Source organism: Shewanella sp. S1-49-MNA-CIBAN-0167 (assembly GCF_040310145.1).
Lineage (GTDB): Bacteria > Pseudomonadota > Gammaproteobacteria > Enterobacterales > Shewanellaceae > Shewanella > Shewanella psychromarinicola.
Window position 1 is genome coordinate 48,683 of sequence record NZ_JBEOPO010000029.1, and the last position, 20,507, is coordinate 69,189.

General features: G+C 42.5%; 16 protein-coding genes and 2 pseudogenes. 6 read left to right on the top strand and 12 right to left on the bottom strand.

Going from position 1 to position 20,507, the window contains the following annotated elements; all coding sequences use genetic code 11:
- Nucleotides 1-304 precede the first annotated feature (304 nt).
- On the top strand, nucleotides 305-2,698 hold the full coding sequence (locus AAEZ00_RS14145) for an OmcA/MtrC family decaheme c-type cytochrome (protein WP_351088853.1): 2,394 nt from the start codon (nucleotides 305-307) through the stop codon (nucleotides 2,696-2,698).
- 709 nt (nucleotides 2,699-3,407) lie between these two features.
- On the opposite strand, the gene AAEZ00_RS14150 is transcribed toward AAEZ00_RS14145, so the two are convergent.
- The 5 genes from AAEZ00_RS14150 to punC all read right to left on the bottom strand — a co-directional run bounded on the left by AAEZ00_RS14150 (nucleotide 3,408) and on the right by punC (nucleotide 10,642).
- Complete coding sequence (locus tag AAEZ00_RS14150; protein ID WP_101032579.1) at nucleotides 3,408-4,943, bottom strand: MFS transporter; 1,536 nt, start codon at nucleotides 4,941-4,943, stop codon at nucleotides 3,408-3,410.
- 169 nt (nucleotides 4,944-5,112) lie between these two features.
- Entirely contained in the window at nucleotides 5,113-5,451 is a 339-nt protein-coding gene (locus AAEZ00_RS14155; RefSeq protein ID WP_351088856.1) for a PBPRA1643 family SWIM/SEC-C metal-binding motif protein, read from the bottom strand.
- A 144-nt stretch (nucleotides 5,452-5,595) separates the two neighbouring features.
- Complete coding sequence (locus tag AAEZ00_RS14160; protein ID WP_351088858.1) at nucleotides 5,596-8,508, bottom strand: valine--tRNA ligase; 2,913 nt, start codon at nucleotides 8,506-8,508, stop codon at nucleotides 5,596-5,598.
- A 33-nt stretch (nucleotides 8,509-8,541) separates the two neighbouring features.
- Nucleotides 8,542-8,991 (bottom strand): DNA polymerase III subunit chi, encoded by a 450-nt coding sequence (locus AAEZ00_RS14165; RefSeq protein ID WP_124014035.1) that lies wholly within the window; start codon nucleotides 8,989-8,991, stop codon nucleotides 8,542-8,544.
- Nucleotides 8,992-9,358: 367 nt separating this feature from the next.
- The gene (gene punC, locus AAEZ00_RS14170) at nucleotides 9,359-10,642 is read right to left on the bottom strand and encodes a purine nucleoside transporter PunC (protein ID WP_124014036.1); all 1,284 of its coding nucleotides are present in this window, start codon (nucleotides 10,640-10,642) and stop codon (nucleotides 9,359-9,361) included.
- Nucleotides 10,643-10,849: 207 nt separating this feature from the next.
- On the opposite strand from punC, the gene punR reads away from it, so the two are divergent.
- Nucleotides 10,850-11,752: a DNA-binding transcriptional activator PunR gene (punR, locus tag AAEZ00_RS14175; protein WP_101032574.1), complete on the top strand. Its 903-nt coding sequence runs from the start codon at nucleotides 10,850-10,852 to the stop codon at nucleotides 11,750-11,752.
- A 150-nt stretch (nucleotides 11,753-11,902) separates the two neighbouring features.
- On the opposite strand, the gene pepA is transcribed toward punR, so the two are convergent.
- On the bottom strand, nucleotides 11,903-13,411 hold the full coding sequence (gene pepA, locus AAEZ00_RS14180) for a leucyl aminopeptidase (RefSeq protein ID WP_101032573.1): 1,509 nt from the start codon (nucleotides 13,409-13,411) through the stop codon (nucleotides 11,903-11,905).
- A gap of 273 nt (nucleotides 13,412-13,684) precedes the next feature.
- Between pepA and lptF the strand changes: the two genes are divergently transcribed.
- Together lptF and lptG are read left to right on the top strand one after the other, a co-directional pair.
- The gene (gene lptF / locus AAEZ00_RS14185) at nucleotides 13,685-14,797 is read left to right on the top strand and encodes an LPS export ABC transporter permease LptF (RefSeq protein WP_351088861.1); all 1,113 of its coding nucleotides are present in this window, start codon (nucleotides 13,685-13,687) and stop codon (nucleotides 14,795-14,797) included.
- Nucleotides 14,794-15,852 carry an LPS export ABC transporter permease LptG gene (lptG, locus tag AAEZ00_RS14190; protein WP_124014039.1) on the top strand — a complete coding sequence of 353 codons (1,059 nt, stop codon included), beginning with the start codon at nucleotides 14,794-14,796 and terminating at the stop codon, nucleotides 15,850-15,852. Before lptF ends, lptG begins: the two co-directional genes overlap by 4 nt.
- Before the next feature lie 84 nt (nucleotides 15,853-15,936).
- Here lptG and AAEZ00_RS14195 read toward each other — a convergent pair whose 3' ends face one another.
- From AAEZ00_RS14195 to AAEZ00_RS14210, 4 genes are all read right to left on the bottom strand, one after another.
- Complete coding sequence (locus tag AAEZ00_RS14195; protein WP_351088863.1) at nucleotides 15,937-16,446, bottom strand: RDD family protein; 510 nt, start codon at nucleotides 16,444-16,446, stop codon at nucleotides 15,937-15,939.
- A gap of 27 nt (nucleotides 16,447-16,473) precedes the next feature.
- Complete coding sequence (locus tag AAEZ00_RS14200; protein ID WP_101032568.1) at nucleotides 16,474-16,728, bottom strand: DUF2960 domain-containing protein; 255 nt, start codon at nucleotides 16,726-16,728, stop codon at nucleotides 16,474-16,476.
- A gap of 163 nt (nucleotides 16,729-16,891) precedes the next feature.
- Nucleotides 16,892-16,987, bottom strand: coding sequence for a DMT family protein (locus tag AAEZ00_RS14205; protein WP_351077032.1), 96 nt, complete (start codon nucleotides 16,985-16,987; stop codon nucleotides 16,892-16,894).
- A gap of 386 nt (nucleotides 16,988-17,373) precedes the next feature.
- Complete coding sequence (locus AAEZ00_RS14210) at nucleotides 17,374-17,865, bottom strand: GNAT family N-acetyltransferase (protein WP_351088865.1); 492 nt, start codon at nucleotides 17,863-17,865, stop codon at nucleotides 17,374-17,376.
- A gap of 572 nt (nucleotides 17,866-18,437) precedes the next feature.
- On the opposite strand from AAEZ00_RS14210, the gene AAEZ00_RS14215 reads away from it, so the two are divergent.
- On the top strand, nucleotides 18,438-18,869 hold the full coding sequence (locus AAEZ00_RS14215) for a BLUF domain-containing protein (RefSeq protein WP_351088867.1): 432 nt from the start codon (nucleotides 18,438-18,440) through the stop codon (nucleotides 18,867-18,869).
- A gap of 48 nt (nucleotides 18,870-18,917) precedes the next feature.
- Nucleotides 18,918-19,694, top strand: a complete 777-nt coding sequence (locus AAEZ00_RS14220) for an EAL domain-containing protein (protein ID WP_351088869.1) — start codon at nucleotides 18,918-18,920, stop codon at nucleotides 19,692-19,694.
- Nucleotides 19,695-20,004: 310 nt separating this feature from the next.
- On the opposite strand, the pseudogene AAEZ00_RS22425 reads toward AAEZ00_RS14220, so the two are convergent.
- Together AAEZ00_RS22425 and AAEZ00_RS14225 are read right to left on the bottom strand one after the other, a co-directional pair.
- Nucleotides 20,005-20,147: pseudogene (locus tag AAEZ00_RS22425) on the bottom strand (IS1595 family transposase); the annotation flags it as partial.
- Nucleotides 20,135-20,309, bottom strand: a pseudogene (locus AAEZ00_RS14225) (transposase family protein); the annotation flags it as partial. The pseudogenes AAEZ00_RS14225 and AAEZ00_RS22425, both read right to left, overlap by 13 nt.
- Nucleotides 20,310-20,507 lie beyond the last annotated feature (198 nt).

A 20,507-nucleotide genomic window follows, 5' to 3' on the forward strand; every position in this document is an offset into this window, starting at 1 on the left:
TCTTAATAGTTATAATTCAATTGGTTAGGTGTAAATTTTTGTTTCATCTTTGCACATCAATTTTCCCCTCTACAAACCCCTGTTTAGATTTACATGTATGACACTGGCGGTTCCTTTTTACGGAGGCTTATTAATGGAGACTTATTTACGGCGACTTATTTACGGAGACTTAAGACTGAAATTACTATTTTAGTTAACTAGCTTGCAACATCGGTCACATAATTGAAACATATTGTGGGTGTTATTGTCTATTTGCTTCTATTTTAAAGCTGCTATCCAACAAATATAAATTGGGGGATTTAAGATGAAAAAATATAATAGAACATTATTGGCTGCAGCGTTTATGGCAGCTTTGGCTGTGACAGGTTGTGGCTCTGACGGCAGTGATGGTGCTGATGGTGTTGATGGTGCTCCGGGTGCTGATGGCGCTCCGGGTACTCCCGCTGGTACGGTTGCAACAAGCGTTGAAAATGCATTTGACTTAAACATTACACTGGCTCCAGCAGATATTGTCGTCGTCGGTGCGGATCCATTTAAGCTTACATTTACTGCAAAAAATGCCGCTGGCGTTCCCTTCTCTGGACTAGAAAGAGTTGCCTTATATGTGACTAGCCAGTCTGCTAATATGACAGATACTGGCGCACCCATGTTATGGACAAACCATACACTTGCCAATGATTTTGGCAGCAGCATGTATTGTACCTTAACGGGTACAGCTGAAGCGCGAGGCGGCGCTGTAGTTGATGCGTGTACATTAGTTGAGGATGCCACCAATCCTGGTACTTATACTGGTACTTGGGCACACGATGGTAACGCGCCTGTGGTATTAGCCAGTGGCGATGTTAATGACTTAGCGCGGGTGTTTATTCGTGCTTATGATGTTGTGATGGCTGATGGTTCAGGGGTAAGTGGTAAGATTTTATCGACTCCTCTTGATTTTATTCCTGCTACTGGCGAACCTGCTGTGTCAGCAAAAGATGCTGTGTCTAATGCGGCATGTATTCAATGTCACAGTCCAATGGAAGGTTACGCCGATACCGATATGCGTATTGCCAACATAGGTGCCCATGGTAATTACCAAAAAGTTGAAAACTGCGTCGCTTGTCATAACCCTGCTTATGCGGGTGGACAAGACGATCCTGAAAAAGGCTTTAATGCTAACTTCAACGCTATGATCCACACCATTCATGCGGGTCACCATATTGTTGACGCGCTTACTGGCGAAGCCAAAGCAGAGTTTGGTGGCATTGGATTTCCTGCGGAGCTAAATGAATGTACTGTTTGTCATGATAATGGCACCCAGTGGAATGACAATATTTATGCTGAAGCCTGTTTGTCTTGTCACGTAAATGTGAACTTAGCGACCGGTGAAAACCATAGAGGCATTGTACCGTCAAGTGATGCGGTTTGTTCTGGCTGTCATGGCGCAGGTAGTTTAAGCCCAATCCAGGCACATGGTGTTGATCGCCGTGACGTTTTTGAAAATGGCTTAGTGTTAAACGTCGCTTCTGCTGAAGTGGCTGCAGACCTATTAACTGTCATCATTGATGTAACATTAAATGGTGTGGTTGCGGCTGATGCTACTGATTTAACCCAGTACTTAAATAAATTCCAATCAGGTGATGATATCTTAATCGGTACACTTGATGGCAATGGTGACTATGTACGTGGATTAAGTATTAATACGAAAGATAATCCAGAAATGTTTATGGTTCTAGGTGGTAAGTTAACCTTAACCAAAGACGTTGTCATGACTCCACTTGGTGGCAAAACACTTTCAGTGTCTTCTGAAATGAACATGTGTGGCAACACTACAACTGACATGATTGTTATTAACACTATGTTAGCTGATGGTGCTGGTACCGACACGGGTGCTTGTGATGTCGCGGTTCCGGCTAACATTGTTACTAAGTTCTTTAAGTTTGATGCTGTTGCTGCAACAGGTGTTGAAACTACTGATAACTTACGTTTTGTCAGCCCTGCATTGACCGCTTATAGTTCACCTACACAGGTGGGTAACGACCGTACAACGGCTGATGAAGCAAAATGTAATGCTTGTCATGACAATTTGTCTCACGTTAAATCACCTAACCATGGTGTGACTAACTTTACCCAATGTGCAGATTGCCATAACAACAGTTATGCCGGTTCTTTCCATAGTGATGTTTATAAGCAATCAGGTGTAGATGCTGATGGTAAACCGACGTTTGCAGTAATTGAAGGCCTAGAGTTTTACAACCGTGATTTAGCCACTGTTGCTCACCGTTTCCACAGTGGCTTGTTTGCAGATGATGAAGGTGCTGGCATTTACTTAGACACAGATGGCGAGTTAGTTAACTATCCTGCTGTGCAAACCTATTGCCAAGCGTGTCATAAAGAGACCAATGCTGCAGGAGATGCTATGCCATTCTTCTCTGGCACTGGTGCATTAACCTCAGGTAGAACTGCAATTAAAGTCGATGTGAATCAATTTGATGGTGTTCCTGGCGAGTTTATCTCCCCAGTCTCTGAAGCATGTCGTAGCTGTCACGCTCACTCTGGCGCTGCTGCTCTTTCTCACTTTAAGAGTAATGGCGCGACAGTCTTTGGTGATAACATCACCTCAGCAGATGCTGTGCCAATTGAATCATGTGCGACTTGTCATGCTGAAGGTAAAACTTACGGTATTGATAAAGTTCACTCAGCTGCAGCGGACTAGTTATTAAGATAAGGTGTTAATCATCAATTAAGAAAGTCACAATGTCAGTAACAGGGAGGCCGCAATGCCTCCCTGTTTTTTTAACTGATTTTTTTAATTGATTTTTTGTAACTCAGTGCAGCTGGATGAAGTAATAAGTACTTTATGACTATCGGTTATTAATGTTTTTCTAGCGACAATGTCACGGCAACAAAAGCCGCGAAAAACACCCGGTCGCTAAAGACCTTGACGATAATTACCTTGACGATAGATATCTTGACGATAGATACCACGTCGATAATGACTATCAGCTTCACTGTCCTGCACATTCTGCCGATGTCAGCGTTCGATTTGTAGCCATTTATGAGTCATTTAATGGGTGTTAATTGTATTTTAGGTGAGCTGCATAATCCTAGTATCTTAGTATTTTAGTATCGTGGTTTGTTGCTGTATTCGATAGCGACTTATTGGTCAGACTTCTTTTTGGACACTTAGTCGGGACTTTTTTCTCAGAAAATCATTGAGGTTGCCGTTTTGTCGAGTGCGCTATTTCGCTTATGGATTGCTACTTGCTAGTGATTTGGTCATAAACAGAATGGTTAATTAATGGCGTTGGTATGGCAACTTGATGACCATTTATTGTTATTTTGTTGTGGATAGCAAAAGGGAGGCGTTGCTGCCTCCCTGTTGCTAAATCAGTTGCTGATGCTAACAAATTGCACGCGATGAACTAAGCGACTTGTTGGCGCTGCATCCTTAATAACCATTTACCGTAGATGAAAATCCCTACCGCCGAAGTAATACCGATAACCGCAATAATATACCAAGCCATGCCGATGTTGTTGGCATTATAGAGGGCTTGGGTGAGAACTTGGGGATCTTGTCCCGTAGAACTGACTAAGCGACTAAAGGCTTCACCTTGGGGGATGTTGGCTATATCGGTTAAGCTCATACCATTATCTGATAAGACTTCACGGGCAATACGCTCTTTTGAGGCGTACATGTCATAAAGCTTTGGGCCGAAATAACCTTCTAAAGTCCAACCTATGCCTTGAGGTAACATCACAAAACCTAAGTACATGGCTTTTTTACCTTCAGGCGCGATATTACCCATAAATTCGTTTTTCTTGGGGCTAATCATCATTTCACCGACAGAAAACAGCGCAATAGCCAGCACGATCATCCACGCCGCATTAAAAGCACCGACTAAGGCAATGGCTAAGATACTCAATAAACAGCCAAAAAACATGGTGGTGGTAATGCGATATTTAGCCGTCAGTGCCGCAACAATAAAGCAAGTGGTCATGATCAACCCGGCATTGAGATTGAGCATGCCTTCTGGCATTACTTTGGTGCCATCATTATTCAACCCCAGCCAGAACTGCAATATGCCGTTGCTGGTACCCTCTGGACCAAATAACGAGGTAACAATGACGCTGGTATCAACCCATTCAGCAATGTGGATCGGTAATACATCAAATAATGAGTTATATAAAAACCAAAAACCGGCAAACACTAACATGTAGTAAATCACTATTGGCTTTTTCAGTTCTCTGAGCGCGTCTTTCCACAGTGCTTCTTGTGTCACTTCACCTGCTGTTATTTGGCGCGTACGCTCTAAGCGCTCGGCTTTGCCTGGTTCTTTGTAAGCGAGTAAAAATAAAAAGTTAAATGAGATAATGGCCGCGCAAGCGTAAAACACATTGTCCCAAGATAATTGGCGCATGTGCACCGCAACTAATGGGCCTAAAAAGCCACCTATGTTGACCACTTGGTAAAAAATGCCCCAAGCCATTGAGGTATTATTGCGATTAGTAGACAGCACCAAGGTGCCTTGAATGCCCGGTTTAAATACGCCAGTACCCATGGCTAACAACATGGCGCCGGCGAGGAATCCCCAAAAATTAGGGAAAAAGGCCATGGTTAAGTAACCACAGATCTTGACTATGGTAGCAACGAAAATGGTTTCTTTGTAGCCAACGCGGTCGGAAATCCCCCCGGTGAGAACAGGCACAAAGGTTTGTAATAGGGCCCATACTGAAATGATGATGCCATAATCACTTAAGTTGATCCCCAGCCCGCCTTCGGATACTGGCGTTTTAGCATATAAGCCCGCACTGGCTTTGACGCCATAATAGGCAATACGCTCTACCAGTTCCATGCCACCTACAAGCCAAAAAATATAGCCTAAACTGGATATCGCGGCCCACATGCCCAACTGTTTTACTTCACTCAGATCGTTGCCTGAATGTGAATTAGTGCTCATAGGTCACCCTTTTATTTTATGTTCTATATCATTTTTATAACAAAGGCTGACACTTTACCTAAGTTCTGGGGAAATATCCAAAATCAATAAAAAAAGCGGATCCTAAGACCCACTTTAATGTTTTATTGATAAACATCCCACTAAGGGACGTTCACCTCAGTATGGTAATTTATGCACCACAACACTTTTTGTACTTTTTTCCACTGCCACAGATGCACACATCGTTACGGTTAGGCTTAGCGTCAAACTTTACCGTTTTAGGTTTGTTCAAAACACCCGTTAATTCAATAATGTTTTCAGGTTTGTCTGCATTAATGGTGATATTAGCCAATAGCTGTTGTTCAGCAACCATTGCCGCCAGTTCATGTTGGCGAGCTTCGGTTTGGACTGACAATATTAGCGGTAAAGCTTCCGTCCCCGGTTTTGCTGTGCGCTTGGTGTTATAACCACTTTCACCATAAGCGGGTTTAGGTGTTTTACGACCTTTAAAAAAGAATTTATCAGACATGGTTTTGACCCATTAAATAGAATGGTGATATTGGCCGAAGCTTATACACCAAAAATGTAAATTGAGAAATCAACGTTTCAGTTTCGTGCGAAATAAAAAACCAGCGATGCATCGCTGGTTTTTGTTTCTAATGGTATTTTTTGATTATGCTTCTATTTTGGCCAGTTCGATTTTTTGTTCGTTTAATTTTTCAATGTCACGAGTCAAATCGGCCATTTTTGCCCGCTCTTTATCTATAACCGCAGCAGGTGCTTTAGCGACAAAGCCTTGGTTAGATAATTTGCCTTCAATGCGGGCTATCTCTTGAGCAAGCTTTTCAAGCTGTTTGTCGATACGGGCCAATTCAGCGCCGACATCGATTAAGCCTGCCATTGGGATTAATAGCTCCATATTGCCGACAAACTGAGTGGTCGACATCGGTGCCGTTTCACCCTCGGCTAAAATGGTCATTGACTCAAGTTTAGCCAAACTGGTAAAGAATGTTTGGTTTGCTTCAAGACGAATGCGATCTTCATAGCTCACGTCACGAAGCAGCGCATTAAGCGGCTTAGACGGGGCGATATTGAGTTCAGCACGAATATTACGTACTGCGACAATGACTTGCTTAACCCATTCCAGATCCGCCATTGCGGTCGCATCGACTTGATCTGCTTGATACGTTGGGAACGATGCCAGCATGATGGTATCACCCGTTACGCCAGCTAACGGTTTGACGCGTTGCCAAATCGTTTCGGTAATGTATGGCATAAATGGATGCATTAGACGCTGCATTTTTTCAAGCACATTGACTAACGTATGGCGTGTGCCGCGCATTTGCGCTTCAGTGCCGTTTTGCATAACAGGCTTGGTTAATTCTAAATACCAGTCACAGAATTGATTCCAAGTGAACTCGTATAAAGTGTTAGCGGCTAAATCAAAACGGTAAGCGGCCATGTGATCTTCAACGGTTTTGACGGTTTGATTAAACAAACCAATGATCCAGCGATCGGCTAATGACAATTCCATCGCACCCGGTTTGCCATCAACTAACAGTTGACCGCAATCTAAAGGCTCACCAGCTACATCGCTATCTGGATTGGTTTGCACTTCAGTGTTCATTAACACATAACGTGACGCGTTCCATAATTTGTTACAGAAACTGCGGTAACCATCAAGGCGTTTCATGTCCCAGTTGATGTCACGCCCGGTTGATGCCATTGCCGCTAAGGTAAAGCGCAGTGCATCGGTACCGTGAGCTTCAATGCCATCGGCAAATTCTTTACGGGTACTTTTCTCAATTTTTGCCGCCAATTGTGGCTGCATCATGTTGCCAGTCCGCTTAGCGACTAAGGTTTCAAGGTCGATACCGTCAATCATGTCTAATGGATCAAGCACGTTGCCTTTGGATTTTGACATCTTATTACCGGCTTCATCACGGATAAGCCCGGTCACGTACACGGTTTTAAAAGGTACTTGAGGTTTGCCGTCTTCATCTTTAATGAAGTGCATGGTCATCATGATCATCCGCGCAACCCAGAAGAAGATGATATCAAAACCTGTGACCAACACATCGGTTGGGTGGAAGGTTTTTAAATCTTCTAAATTGTCTGGCCAACCTAAGGTTGAGAAAGTCCATAATGCCGAACTGAACCAGGTATCTAATACGTCATCGTCTTGGCGTAATACCACCGAATCTGCAAACTTGTGCTTAGCGCGTACTTCAGCTTCGTTACGGCCAACGTAGACTTTACCGTTCTCGTCGTACCAAGCTGGAATACGGTGTCCCCACCAAAGTTGGCGTGAAATACACCAGTCTTTAATATCGCGCATCCACGAGAAGTACATATTCTCGTATTGCTGGGGCACAAACTTGATGTCGCCATTTTCCACGGCTTCAATGGCTGTTTTTGCCATTGATTGAACGGCCACATACCACTGATCGGTTAATAAGGGTTCAATTGCTACGCCTGAGCGATCGCCATAAGGTATTTTTAACGCGTGCGGAGCGACTTTTTCAAGCAAACCTAAGCTGTCAAATTCAGCCACAATAGCATCACGGGCTTTAAAACGATCAAGGCCAACATAACGTTCAGGTAGCGCAATTTCGACGTCTTTGTTTGGTGTGCCGTCGGTATTAACTACTTCTACAAAACCGCGGACACAGGCATCTAAGGTAAAGATGTTGTACATAGGCAGTTGATGACGCTTGCCAACTTCATAGTCGTTAAAGTCATGGGCTGGAGTGATTTTTACGCAGCCTGTGCCAAATTCCATGTCGACATAATCGTCAGCAACAATTGGAATTAAGCGGTTAACGATAGGTAATAGCACAAACTTACCGATCAATGACTGATAACGTTCGTCATCTGGATGCACGGCTACTGCGCTGTCACCTAACATGGTTTCAGGACGCGTGGTGGCGACTTCTAGGTAGTCTTTACCATCGCTAGTTAATGCGCCTTGGGCTAAAGGAAAGCGGAAGTGCCACATGTGGCCTTGCTTCTCTTTATTTTCAACTTCTAAATCTGAAATGGCGGTGTGAAGCTTTGGATCCCAATTAACTAGGCGCTTACCACGATAAATAAGTTCGTCATCGTATAGACGGACAAACACTTCTTGAACCGCTTTTGATAAGCCTTGGTCCATGGTAAAACGTTCGCGATCCCAATCAACCGATGCGCCCATGCGACGTAGTTGTTTGGTGATGGTGCCACCAGACTGTTCTTTCCAGTCCCACACTTTATCAATAAAGGCATCACGGCCTAAATTATGGCGTGTTTTACCTTCTTCGGCTTCAAGTTTACGCTCAACCAACATTTGGGTGGCGATACCAGCGTGGTCGGTACCCACTTGCCATAAGGTATTCTTACCTTTCATGCGTTCATAACGAGTAAGCGTGTCCATGATGGTGTCTTGGAAAGCATGTCCCATGTGCAAGCTACCGGTTACGTTCGGTGGCGGGATCATGATGCAATAATTGCCTTGAGATTCATCGCCATGCGGCTTGAAGTAACCTTGCTCTTCCCAGTTTTGGTAAAGGGCCTGTTCGATAGACTTTGGGTTGTATGTTTTTTCCATAGGAGCGTTATGTTCTCTATCTAAATTGAGTGTTTATTCAGCTAATGCTTGAGTGCTGGGCGTAATGCCAACATTCTGGTATTGACGATAGCGATTGCGGGCAATCCGCTTGAGTTCATCATCATTAGCGACAAAATCGATAATATGGGCCAAGTTTACCGCAAAACTGGGCATGTGGTCTGCAAGATTAATCAGAACTTGGCGACTTTTATTTGGCCCTAGGGTGTCAAAACCAATTTCGACAGGTGCACCGGTCACCGGACCTTCGCCTTTTAAGTTGTGAGGCACAAAGGCATTAGGCTCAAATTGCCACAGTAATTCGTCAATGGCATACGCTTGCTGCTTGTTTTCACAGTGAATGTAGACGGTTTTTTGTTGGCGATATTCTTGTTCTGCTAACCTGCATGCAGCCAAATAAACCGCATCTAATGCACTCATTTGATTATGATTATCAGGCATAAGGTAAAACAAGGCTTGAGTCATGTGGTGATGCTTTTGACAGGTTAATAAGTTGAGCACGAGTTTACACTAAAATCGGCTGCGGGTTAATGGGGACGTGAGTTGATATTTATTGAATTTCCCCTAAGTGACTCGCTGACTGAGCCGATAATGAGCAGGATTTGGTATTACAGCCACAATGCGAGTTGATGGTGCTCATTAATCCAATATAAATCGCAGCCATGATTGGTTTTCTGTGACGCTCTGGGGCCATTGTCAAATAGACGGATTTATGGATTGTGAATATTAGAGCAAGCGATAATTTGTTTAATCAATAAACCTCAATATGATGAGATTATAAATAAGAATATAACCTCATCATTGAATGGCTTATTTTATCGCTATGGGGTGTTTATTCATCATCCTTAGTGGTTGCTTGAGATAATCTTGCTGGATCCGGAAACGTGAAATGCTGGTTTATTTGCGCCCAAGAATCATGACTTTTAATAAAGAGGCCTACAGCAACCAGTACTGAACAGGCTAGAATTCCCCAACCAATCGCGTTATCGCCAGAGCTTGCCCAAACGGCAACCAGACTTGATGCCCCAAAAGCGATGCTGATTTGGAGAAAGTTTTGCAATCCTGCCGCTTTGGATGCGTTATTGCTGAATTCTTGGAGGGCATTATTGACCACAATAGGGTAAATAGCGCCATTGCTTGCTGCTAGCAATGAGAATGCAACCATAAGCGGTAATATTGTTTTAGTATCGAGGATCACACTTGATACAAAAATGGCAACAACACAAAAACCAAATAAAATCAGTAAATAGCGTAGGCTGGCTTTGGTGCCAAACTGTCGAATAAGTAACTTACCGGAATAGCCACCGACAATAAACATGATGGTTTGGGGAATAAAACTTAATCCAATTTCAGTTGCGGCGTAACCATATTGTTCCATCACCGCGGGCCATAGGGTTAAGTAAGCGAAAAATGCACCCGAACAGGCACCAAAAATGATGACATTACCTAAGTAACGTGTGTTGGCTAATAATTGTTGATAGCGGATATGGGACTTATTTTTGTGTAAACGAATAGGCTCTTTAGGTACAAAAAAATGTGTCATAGCGATTAATATTACGGCGATAACACATAAGGTAATAAACACTGCACGCCAGCCAAAATTATTGAGTATCAATGCGCCAGCAATGGGCGCTAATGCCGGAGATAAAGCGACCAAAGGCATAATATTAGAGAAAATATTTTGAGCTTTATCGGCGGGGTATTGTTCAATCACTATCGCTTGCCAGATCACTGCTGCACTGCAAGCGCCGATGGCTTGGAAGAAGCGCGCAATATTCATCATCATTATGGTTTCACTGTTCGCAATGAGTGCGCTTGCCAACATAAACAGACTTAGCCCAACAAAGAGTGAATTCCGCTTACCTATTTTATGAACTAATGGCCCGTATAATAACTGTCCAATAGCAAGGCCTGCCAAAAAACTGGTTAATGATATGGCCACCTCAGAAGTGTTAGCATTAAACGTCCCTTCAATAGATTTGAATGCAGGGAGGTACATGTCGGTTGCAATAAATCCCAACATACTCAGCAAGGCTAAATAAAACAGGAACAGGTAAAATGTTATGTTTGTTTGTTTATTGTTGATTATTATGTTGTTGTTGCTAAAATTAGGCATAAATATTTTCGTCTGGTCAATAAAGCTTGCTAGTTTAATGGCTTACTAAATTAGCTGGAAACGTTTAATTTTGAAGGCAGCTATCAAAAAATTTGATTGCAAGGAGTGAGTGGAATTGAGTATGATCACTTGAAACCAGTATTACCTCAGCCGAAGATGTTATTCATCTAGTGCTGTTAAGGTACATTTTATAATGAGCAAATTGATATGCTTTCACAGCACATTTTTGAATTAATCGATGTTGTTGCCCAAACAGGCAGTTTTACCGCGGCAGCCAAAAAACTGCATAAGGTGCCGTCTGCGATTAGTTATTCAGTTAAACAAATTGAGACTGAGCTTGGGGTTGAGTTATTTATTCGCCATCATAGAAGTGTCAGCCTAACCCCGGCAGGAAAACATTTTGTCGCTAAAGCTCGCCAGTTTCTTAACGATATGGCGCTGATGAAAAGAGACACTCAACGAGTGGCAAATGGGTGGAAGCCTTCGTTATCTATTGCGCTGGATAATATTGCCAGAACCGACAGTGTGCATGCCTTAATCGCTGACTTTTACAGAAAGTTTCAGGATGTTGAGCTGATTATTCGGATTGAAATATTTAATGGTGTATGGGAAGCGCTCGCCACAGGGCGCAGTGACATCGCTATTGGTGCGACAACTGCAAATCCAGTTGATGGGTCATTTAAATTCACTCATATGGGGGATATTGATTGGTTATTTGTGGTGAGTGCTGATCATCCATTGGCGAATATTACACGGCTTATAGTGGATGATGAGTTACGTGATTTTCCGTCTATTTGTCTTGAAGATACCTCGCGAGAGATCCCTAAACGAATTGATTGGTTGCTCAATAATCAACGGCGTTTAGTGGTACCCGACTGGCACAGTGCAATCAACTGTTTTGTCGAAGGCTTAGGGGTAGGGTACATGCCTGAACATTTAGCTGCACCGTTAATTGAGTCCGGTAAATTAGTCAGTAAAGTGCTGTGCACCGTTAAACAACCTAGCCCTTGTTGTTTAGCGTGGAATGATGAGCAAATGTCGCCAGCACTCGCCTGGGTGCTAGATTATTTAGGTGATAGTGAGCAATTACATCGTCAATGGTTAGCCTAGGCTTACCGCGGCTTACCGCGCGATAAAAGGGCTTATTATTTGAATCCAAGTTATGGTTTAGCATTGTTTGATTTGCGCTATCGAGATACAAAAAAAGGGTAAAGCATGATGCTTTACCCTTTTTATTTGCGTATCACGCACTAACAATGCTTATTCGCTAATTTCAACACCAGCGCGATTAATTAAGAATTGGCTTAAAATCGGTACCGGACGACCGGTAGAGCCTTTATTCGCGCCGCTGTTCCAAGCAGTACCAGCGACATCTAAATGCGCCCAATTGTACTTCTTAGTAAAGCGAGATAAGAAACATGCGGCAGTAATCGACCCTGCAGGACGGCCGCCTAAGTTAGTCATGTCGGCAAATGGGCTGTCTAGCATGTCTTGATATTCATCCCATAACGGCATGCGCCATGCGCGGTCACCACTTTGCTCGCCGGCATTTAACAGCTCATGAGCTAGTGGATTGTGCGAACTGAATAAACCAGAAGCGTGCTTACCAAGGGCAATAACACAGGCACCCGTTAAGGTTGCAGTATCGATGACTAATTCAGGTTCAAAGCGCTCAACGTAGGTTAATACATCACATAATACTAAGCGACCTTCGGCATCAGTGTTAAGCACTTCAACCGTTTGACCTGACATAGTGGTTAAAATATCACCTGGGCGATAGGCATTGCCCGCAGGCATGTTTTCACAACCCGCTAAAATGCCAATGACGTTAATAGGCAGTTTCATTTCGCATAATGCTTTCATGGTGCCAATCACACCTGCAGCGCCACCCATGTCGTATTTCATTTCATCCATGGCTTCGCCAGGTTTTAATGAAATTCCGCCAGAATCAAAGGTTAACCCTTTACCGACAAGGACAATTGGCTTTTCAGTGCTGTCGACTGCGCCTTGATATTCCATCACGGTCATGATTGATTCATTGCTGCTTGCGCGGCCTACGGCAAGATAAGCGTTCATGCCTAACTTAGCCATTTGCTCTTCGCCAATAGTCGTGACAGTGAGGTTTTCATGCACTTCAGCCATTTGACGAGCTTGGGACGCTAAGTAGGCTGGATTACATATGTTAGGTGGCATGTTGGCCACGTCTCGACATAAATGCATACCCGCTGACACTGCGGTTCCGTGTTCAATTGCGCGCTCACCAATGGTTAATTCGCGGCGTGTTGGCACGTTAAATACCATTTTACGTAATGGACGACGAGTTTCGTCTTTACGGGTTTTTAAGGCATCAAATGAATACAGGCTATTCCTAGTGCTTTCAATGGCTTGGCGAACTTTCCAGTAGGTGTCGCGGCCTTTGACATGCAGTTCAGTTAAGAAGCACACTGCTTCCATTGAACCGGTTTCATTGAGGGTACTGATGGTTTTTGTGATAATTTGTTTGTATTGGCGTTCATCTAACTCACGCTCTTTGCCACAACCAACCAGTAAAACGCGCTCACTTAGTACGTTTGGTACATGATGCAGTAGCAACATTTGACCCGGTTTACCTTCAAGGTCACCACGACGAAGTAGGTTACTAATGTAACCTTCACTTATTTTATCCAATTGCTCTGCGATACCAGACAGACGGCGGGGTTCGTATACTCCGACAACGATACAGGCTGAACGTTGCTTTTCGGGGCTACCGCTCTTTACGCTAAACTCCATGAGCACTCCTAGATTCTTAAAGACAAATTACTATATTTATTAGATAATGTTTGCATTAGGCCATCTGGCATATAATCAACGAAAAGGTGATAGCTGTTTGGGATTATTAACGAAAAAAAGGCGTAAATTGACAGCCAAAATAGATGTTAACCATGACCCCAAAGCACCTTCCGCGCTGGTCAGAAAACTAGCAAAACTGCTGAAAGTAGACAGTTTACATGAAAGTTGCTCTGATACCAGTAAAAAGATAAGTTTAGCCACCGGATCCTACTTGTGATTGTATTTAGATATCTTATTAGTGAAGTTTTAAAAGCGCAATTCTCAGTACTTTTAGTGCTGCTAACTATTTTTATCAGTCAACAGTTTGTGCGCGTGTTAGCTGATGCCTCTGATGGTGAATTCCCAGCTTCCTTGGTGATGACATTATTAGGCTTAAATTTGCCTCAATTAACGGTGTTAGTGTTGCCGCTGAGTTTCTTTTTAGGGATATTGTTGGCCCATGGGCGAATGTATGCTGAAAATGAAATGGTAGTACTGCATGGTGTTGGTGTCAGTGAATGGTATGTCACTCGAGTAACCTTATTACTTGCGATTGGCAATTTATTGTTTACCGCTTATTTGTCTGTTTATGTCGGCCCTTGGGCGGAAGAGCGTCAAAACCAGGTCTTAGAAAAAGCCCAATCTGAAGCCGGATTAGCGGCATTAACCCAAGGTCGCTTTCAAGCAAGCCCGAATGGGCGAGCGGTATTGTTTGTTGAAAAAATAAACAAAGACAACACTTTGGATAAAGTATTTGTTGCACAACTTCCCGATCCTGAAGACGAATATGGTTTAACTAATATTGTGGTGGCTAACAAAGGTCGGGTGATTGAAGATGATATTGGTAGCCAGCAATTACAGCTCGAAAAAGGCTTCCGCTATCAAGGCAGCCCTAAATCACTCGAACTACAAATAATTGAGTTTGGTGGTTATAAAATGGAGATTAAAGAACAAGAAGTGGATGAGCGGCGACGTAAATTATCTGCAATGCCAGTTGATCAATTGTTGGATACTCCAGGACCTGAAGCGGCAGCTGAATTTCAGTGGCGCTTAGCTATCCCTATCGCGATCCCATTGTTGACGTTAATTGCGGTGCCGTTAGCGCGGGTTAATGTTCGCCAGGGTAAGTTTGCTAAAATGGGTCCCGCTATTTTGCTTTATTTGGGCTACTTTGGATTAATGATTGCAGGTCGAAAAGCCCTGCAAGATGAGGTGGTGCCGCAATTTTTAGGCATGTGGTGGATCCATGGCTTTGCGTTGATATTAGGGTTGTTATTACTTATTAAAGAACGCCCGACAGGGATGAAGTTCCTGGGTTTATTTAAACGCAAGCAGGTGACTGCATGAAAATACTAGACCTTTATATTGCTCGTATGATCGTTAGTACATCAGGCTTGTGTTTACTGATTTTGACTGGGTTGTCAGGCATCATTAAGTGGGTTGATCAACTGCGTTTGGTTGGGCGTGGTGCTTATACCATGCTAGATGCTGGCATATACGTGTTGTTTTTAGTGCCCCGTGATATTGAAATGTTTTTCCCTATGGCGGTACTGCTAGGTGCGTTAATTGGTATGGGCATGCTGGCATCTAACTCTGAGTTAGTGGTGATGCAAGTCTCTGGTATGTCGCGCTTACAAATCACCCAATCTGCAATGAAAACGGCTGTTCCATTAATGATCATGGTCATGGCGCTCGGTGAATGGGGCGCGCCTATTGCCGAAAAAAGTGCTAAAGAACTTCAAGCGACTAAAATATCGGGTGGCAGTTTGATTAAATCACATCGGGGTATTTGGGCTAAAGATGGTGACTTATTCGTTAATATCGGTGAGGTTAAAGACGTTAATACTCTGATTGATATTCGCTTATATGAGTTTAACGATCAACAAGAATTAACCGGAGTGACCCATGCTAAAACCGCCGAATTTATTGGCGATGCTTGGCAGCTATCTGCAGTTGATAATACCACGGTAAAAGAGGACCGAGTTATTCGCGACCATCTTGATACTGATGTGTGGCAGTCTTCATTAACCCCAGATAAGCTGAGTGTTGTGTCGGTTAAACCAGAGGCATTATCCATTAGTGGCTTAATTGACTACTTGGATTATTTAAAAATCAACCAACAAGATCCGAGTCGTTATGAACTGGCACTGTGGCGCAAGATTATGCAGCCAGTAACGGTGGCAGTGATGATGTTAGTGGCATTGTCGTTTGTGTTCGGTCCGTTACGTACTGTGACCATGGGAGCTCGTGTGTTACTCGGTGTAGTAGCAGGATTTAGCTTTTATATTAGTAATGAGATATTTGGTCCTATGAGCATAGTGTATGAGTTACCTGCGGTGGTTGGCGCAATTGCCCCCAGCATGTTATTTACTGGATTAGCTTTGTATTATATTCGTAAGTAACTAAACGTTAATTTGAACATTAAACTGTGATGCAAAAATGGCAACCTTTGGGTTGCCATTTTGTTATTGGTAAAGGCCAATTGATTATGCGCCACGCCAGTTACGCATTTGATTAGCTTCTACTGACAATACCACAACCTCAGAACGGGTCATCATGTCTTGTAATGCTAATTTGTCATCATTGATGATAATCCACAGATTACCAATACCTAATAATGACCAAACTACCCGAGCGCAGGCGGTAATGAAACTTAAGTCTTGGCCATTGGGATGTTGAACTTTAAGTCGCCAAGCTCGCATACCTAATGTTTGCCCACCTCGGCTCCAAAACACGGCATAAAATCCGCCGACACAAATGGCTATCCAGAGTTGATAAAGTCCATGATAAACCGGAGTGTTATTGAGCAAATCTGACACATCTTCGTGACCATTCATCGCGATAAGTCCGCTACTTTGCAGACCCAAGAAAACAGCAAAACCAGCCGCGCCAGCAAACATATAAACGGCTACAGCAAGCATTGAGTCATACGTCATTGCACCTAAACGTCGAAAAAAACTGGCTCGAGGGAAATTAGCATGATCTGAATTCAACATAGAGAGTCCTTATGTAAACCAAAATGATTAAACCTCATCATCTTCACGAACAAATTTGATGCTAGTAAAACCAAAACGTGCAAATTCAGTTTTACGAAATTCTTTCTCTGCTTTCGCGCCTTTTTTTGACGTTAACGCAACTTGTTGCTCCATGGCTAAAAAACTTTTTAAATCAATCCCTTCGGCTTCAGCTGCTGCTTCATAAAGATCATGATGTATGTCATAGCTAAACGCGATAGTTTTGGTTTTGCCTTTAAAGGTATAGATAACTTGGCGCGCCATGGCGAACTCCTGAAATTAATGTAATTCATTTTTTAATGTAAACAATACGGCACCCTAAAGGCATCAATCTGCCGACAAAGACTTAAGCGTTATGATTTTTTAGGTGCCAAATGGTAAAAGAGACAAATACCCATAGGGTAATGATCTAATGCACAATCTTCAATTATCCCACGTTCATCGACGTATAACCAAGCTGATCGGCATGAACTTGCAATAAATATTCAAATAATACGATGCCCCTGCTGACTAATGCTGTAATAACCTATGGTTTGCTGTTTAAGGTTTTAACATCGCCATAGTAGGGCTTGTTGATCTTTCAAGGTTGTTTTTGCAGCGAATTGTGGGTTATTACTGAAACATGAGCGACAAGGCAGAGGCTTTGTGGTGTCGTTATTCTACATAAAAAGCCGATAACGCAGTAGAAATGACCAACAAACGCTGCCCGAAGGGTTCGGCTAAAAACGTTTTACTCTTTGTTGAGCGACTCTTTGCTGAGTAAGTTGCTTAGATTGCTAGGCTGCAATCCACTTGCCTCGATTAAAACGTTTTTATCTCGAACAAAATTCAACCAGCAAAGATCAACAGGCCCTAGAAACGTTATAAAGGTATGTCTTCACACGATGAAATGGTCGTGACGACTGCTGGCTATAAGGGTAAGAACAAATAACATGCCCCATCAGGGTAACTGTCTAGTGACAGTGTCAGTTTTGCTGATGTGATGTCTGCTTTAAACCCTTGCTGTTGCCAGTACGTTTGCGCACCTTGTACCGCCACCAGTCCTATACCCTTCACCGCCAACGCTTTTGCTTGATTTACAACATAAGTGAAAAGTTGTTTTCCAATGCCCATGCCTTGTGCATTGGGTGAGATGGCCATGTCATGTAAATACCAGCAGTTGGCCTTAATCTGGCCACTGATTTTAGTCTCCAATGACGGGGCATCGCCTCGTTGCCAAGGGTGGACTAATGTATAAGCTAGCACTTCATTGCCTCGTTCAAATACCAAGCAACTTGATGGTGAAGCTTGCCATTTACTTTGCATAATACCAAGCGACTCGGGTGTTAATTCGACATAGCATTGTGCTTGGATCGCCATGATAGCGGGCCAGTCAGTTAAGCAAATTGGACGTATTGACATATCATTCTGTCTTGGCATTTAGGGCATAATTATACTCAGAAACGGCTTAAAACCTAAGTGTTATTTGGCGTTATATCGAGATAGCATTGTGCTTGACCGCCTTAATAGCGGACTAGCCTTAATAGCAAATTGGGCGTATTGACATATCATTCTGTCTTGGCATTTTTGACGGGCAATTTCAGATGCAGGTTTTACATTCCAAATTAAAGGCCGTAGAGTTATACCTGAGAATCCATCAAGTCAATTAAGTGTTATAAGAAATTACGCTGAAAAGACTTTGATTGGTTAATAACTGTGATCTTCGACTACGATTTTAATGTGTTAAGCACGTATCTTGTATCATATGAGGTTATTTATCCACACCGAAATAATGTAAATGCACTCGTTGTTGTAATCTCAGGATCAATAATACAAGACAAAAGCATTTTGGAAATTACGGAGCAATTTTTGAGCTAACAAATGATTAAGAGGCAAAAAACAGTTGGCTTTTGCTCCTTCATCGCTAATTTAATAGTCACTTTTTGGCCTCTTAATGAGTCGTTAGAGCAAAAGATATTCAATGGAGGATATGAATGGACTGTCTATACCACCTAATATACGCCAGCCAAGAGACCCATAAAATGGGTGAAGATGAAATTCTTGAATTGCTCTCAAAGTCGAAGTTGGCTAATGATAAGCTAAGTATCACTGGCATGCTTCTATACGACGAGAGAAGTTTTTTTCAGGTGCTTGAAGGGGATAAGGAAATTATTGAAAACTTGTTTGCTCACATAGCGAAAGACAAAATGCATGAAAAAGTAACCAAAATTATCTTTGAAGCCATACCTGAAAGAAATTTTTCAAAATGGAGTATGGGTTATTCGATTGTTTCAAGTAGAGATTTGAATGCTATCGATGGTTTAAATGACTTTTTTAGTGGGGAGAATTGTCTGGGCGACGTTGATGAAGGCCGAGCTAAAAAATTACTTAGTGCTTTCTCTGATGGCAGATGGCGATTGAGTTAAATTTTACTCGTTGTTATATAAAAAGGGCTGAGATTTTAAGGACTATTTGTGTTTGAAAAAATAATGTTTTCCCATGCATTCCAACCTATTATCGATATTACTCGCGAAACTATCGTTTCTTATGAGGTATTACTAAGGGGAGTTAATAATGAACCCCCGGGCTTTATTTTTAATAAAATAAATAAGTCGAACCTGATGTCTTTTGACCAATATAACCGAGAAAAGGCTTTGGAACTCGCTGCGCGCTTGGGCCTTGATTGCGCCTTAAATATTAATTTCACTCCTGATGAAATTATATTTGAAGGAGGTCTCTATATAACAGCGACCCTAGAGAAGGCTAAAAGCCTTGGTTTTAATCCAAAGCAATTAGTCATTGAAATAACAGAAGGCGAATTTATTCATGATATAGATTTGTTGGCAAGCGTATTGAATAAATTACGCAGTGAAAGCATGGTTATTGCTATTGATGATTTTGGATCAGCATATTCCGGCCTAAATATGCTTGCAGAAATCCAGCCTGATCTGATAAAACTCGATATGTCGCTTTTACGTGATATTGACCACCACGGCCCACGGCAAGCAATTGTTAAAGGGATTTACAGTGTGTGTACAGATCTGGGTATTGACGTTCTGGCAGAAGGCGTTGAATCAGAGGGTGAGTTCAACTTTTTACGAAATATAGGGGTGAAGCTTTACCAAGGATATTTTTTTGCAAAGCCGGGCTTTGAGTGCCTACCTCAGATATCTAATTCGTTTGACGACATTAGGTCTAATGCTCAAACATATATGGGCCTCCCGCCATTCAATAGGCGAGCCATTTGTTAAGGGAAAGTATTTGGCTGCTTGTGCAGTCAAATTCAAATCAATTCATCTGCTTCGTCTGTCAGTTAGCTGTCAAATCGCCGTGTTCTTGTAAAAAAGCATGCAAATACAGATAGCGGTTCTCTTATTGCTCTCTCACACTTGTGTGCTAACAAAATACCGTGTGACACCCGGTGTTTTTCAAGACAGTTGCCGCCTAAATTGTTAAGCAGCTTCTTTATGTTGCTCTGGATTTAACTCCACAGCACCTATTGGCTGCCAGTTTCGCTCTTCTTTTGACCATCGCTCAGGATGCTCATTTCTTTTTTCCTGACTACTCATAAAGCTCAGCCATACTTAGGTATGGTTGTGGCATAGGTGCGGTTCGTAATGCAATGTACATAAATCGAGGTAACATATCTTAAGTGCAAATCGGCGATTAAATCGATAGCAATATTCTGCTAAATATTTCTTGATTTCAATGAGCAATAACGGCGACAAGAGCATACAGGGCAGACAAAACCATCAGGCCATTTCCAATTAAATAGCGCCTCAATACATTGTTCTTCTGAGCCATAATCTTTGAATAATTACTGCAAACATGTACCCATGTTGATGCTGAACTTTATTTTTGCTCATAGCCATACTCCTTACACCGTCTTCTATAAATATAGCCTAAGTTTGAGTTAAAAAGTGGCTGAGTTAAGTGGGTAATCAGGTATTATTTTGTCTTGGCATTTGTTAGGGCATAATTGAGGGAATAATTATACTCAGAAACGGCCTAAAACCTAAGCGTTATTTGGCGTTATTCCGAGATAGCATTGTGCTTGATCGCCT

Excerpts from the sequence above, each read along its gene's own strand:
- lptG (WP_124014039.1), top strand. The coding sequence starts at position 14,794 with ATGAAAATACTAGACCTTTATATTGCTCGTATGATCGTTAGTACATCA.
- AAEZ00_RS14160 (WP_351088858.1), bottom strand. The coding sequence starts at position 8,508 with ATGGAAAAAACATACAACCCAAAGTCTATCGAACAGGCCCTTTACCAA.
- AAEZ00_RS14210 (WP_351088865.1), bottom strand. The coding sequence starts at position 17,865 with ATGTCAATACGTCCAATTTGCTTAACTGACTGGCCCGCTATCATGGCG.
- AAEZ00_RS14145 (WP_351088853.1), top strand. The coding sequence starts at position 305 with ATGAAAAAATATAATAGAACATTATTGGCTGCAGCGTTTATGGCAGCT.
- AAEZ00_RS14200 (WP_101032568.1), bottom strand. The coding sequence starts at position 16,728 with ATGGCGCGCCAAGTTATCTATACCTTTAAAGGCAAAACCAAAACTATC.
- punR (WP_101032574.1), top strand. The coding sequence starts at position 10,850 with ATGCTTTCACAGCACATTTTTGAATTAATCGATGTTGTTGCCCAAACA.
- AAEZ00_RS14165 (WP_124014035.1), bottom strand. The coding sequence starts at position 8,991 with ATGACTCAAGCCTTGTTTTACCTTATGCCTGATAATCATAATCAAATG.
- AAEZ00_RS14155 (WP_351088856.1), bottom strand. The coding sequence starts at position 5,451 with ATGTCTGATAAATTCTTTTTTAAAGGTCGTAAAACACCTAAACCCGCT.
- AAEZ00_RS14215 (WP_351088867.1), top strand. The coding sequence starts at position 18,438 with ATGGACTGTCTATACCACCTAATATACGCCAGCCAAGAGACCCATAAA.
- AAEZ00_RS14150 (WP_101032579.1), bottom strand. The coding sequence starts at position 4,943 with ATGAGCACTAATTCACATTCAGGCAACGATCTGAGTGAAGTAAAACAG.
- pepA (WP_101032573.1), bottom strand. The coding sequence starts at position 13,411 with ATGGAGTTTAGCGTAAAGAGCGGTAGCCCCGAAAAGCAACGTTCAGCC.
- AAEZ00_RS14195 (WP_351088863.1), bottom strand. The coding sequence starts at position 16,446 with ATGTTGAATTCAGATCATGCTAATTTCCCTCGAGCCAGTTTTTTTCGA.
- punC (WP_124014036.1), bottom strand. The coding sequence starts at position 10,642 with ATGCCTAATTTTAGCAACAACAACATAATAATCAACAATAAACAAACA.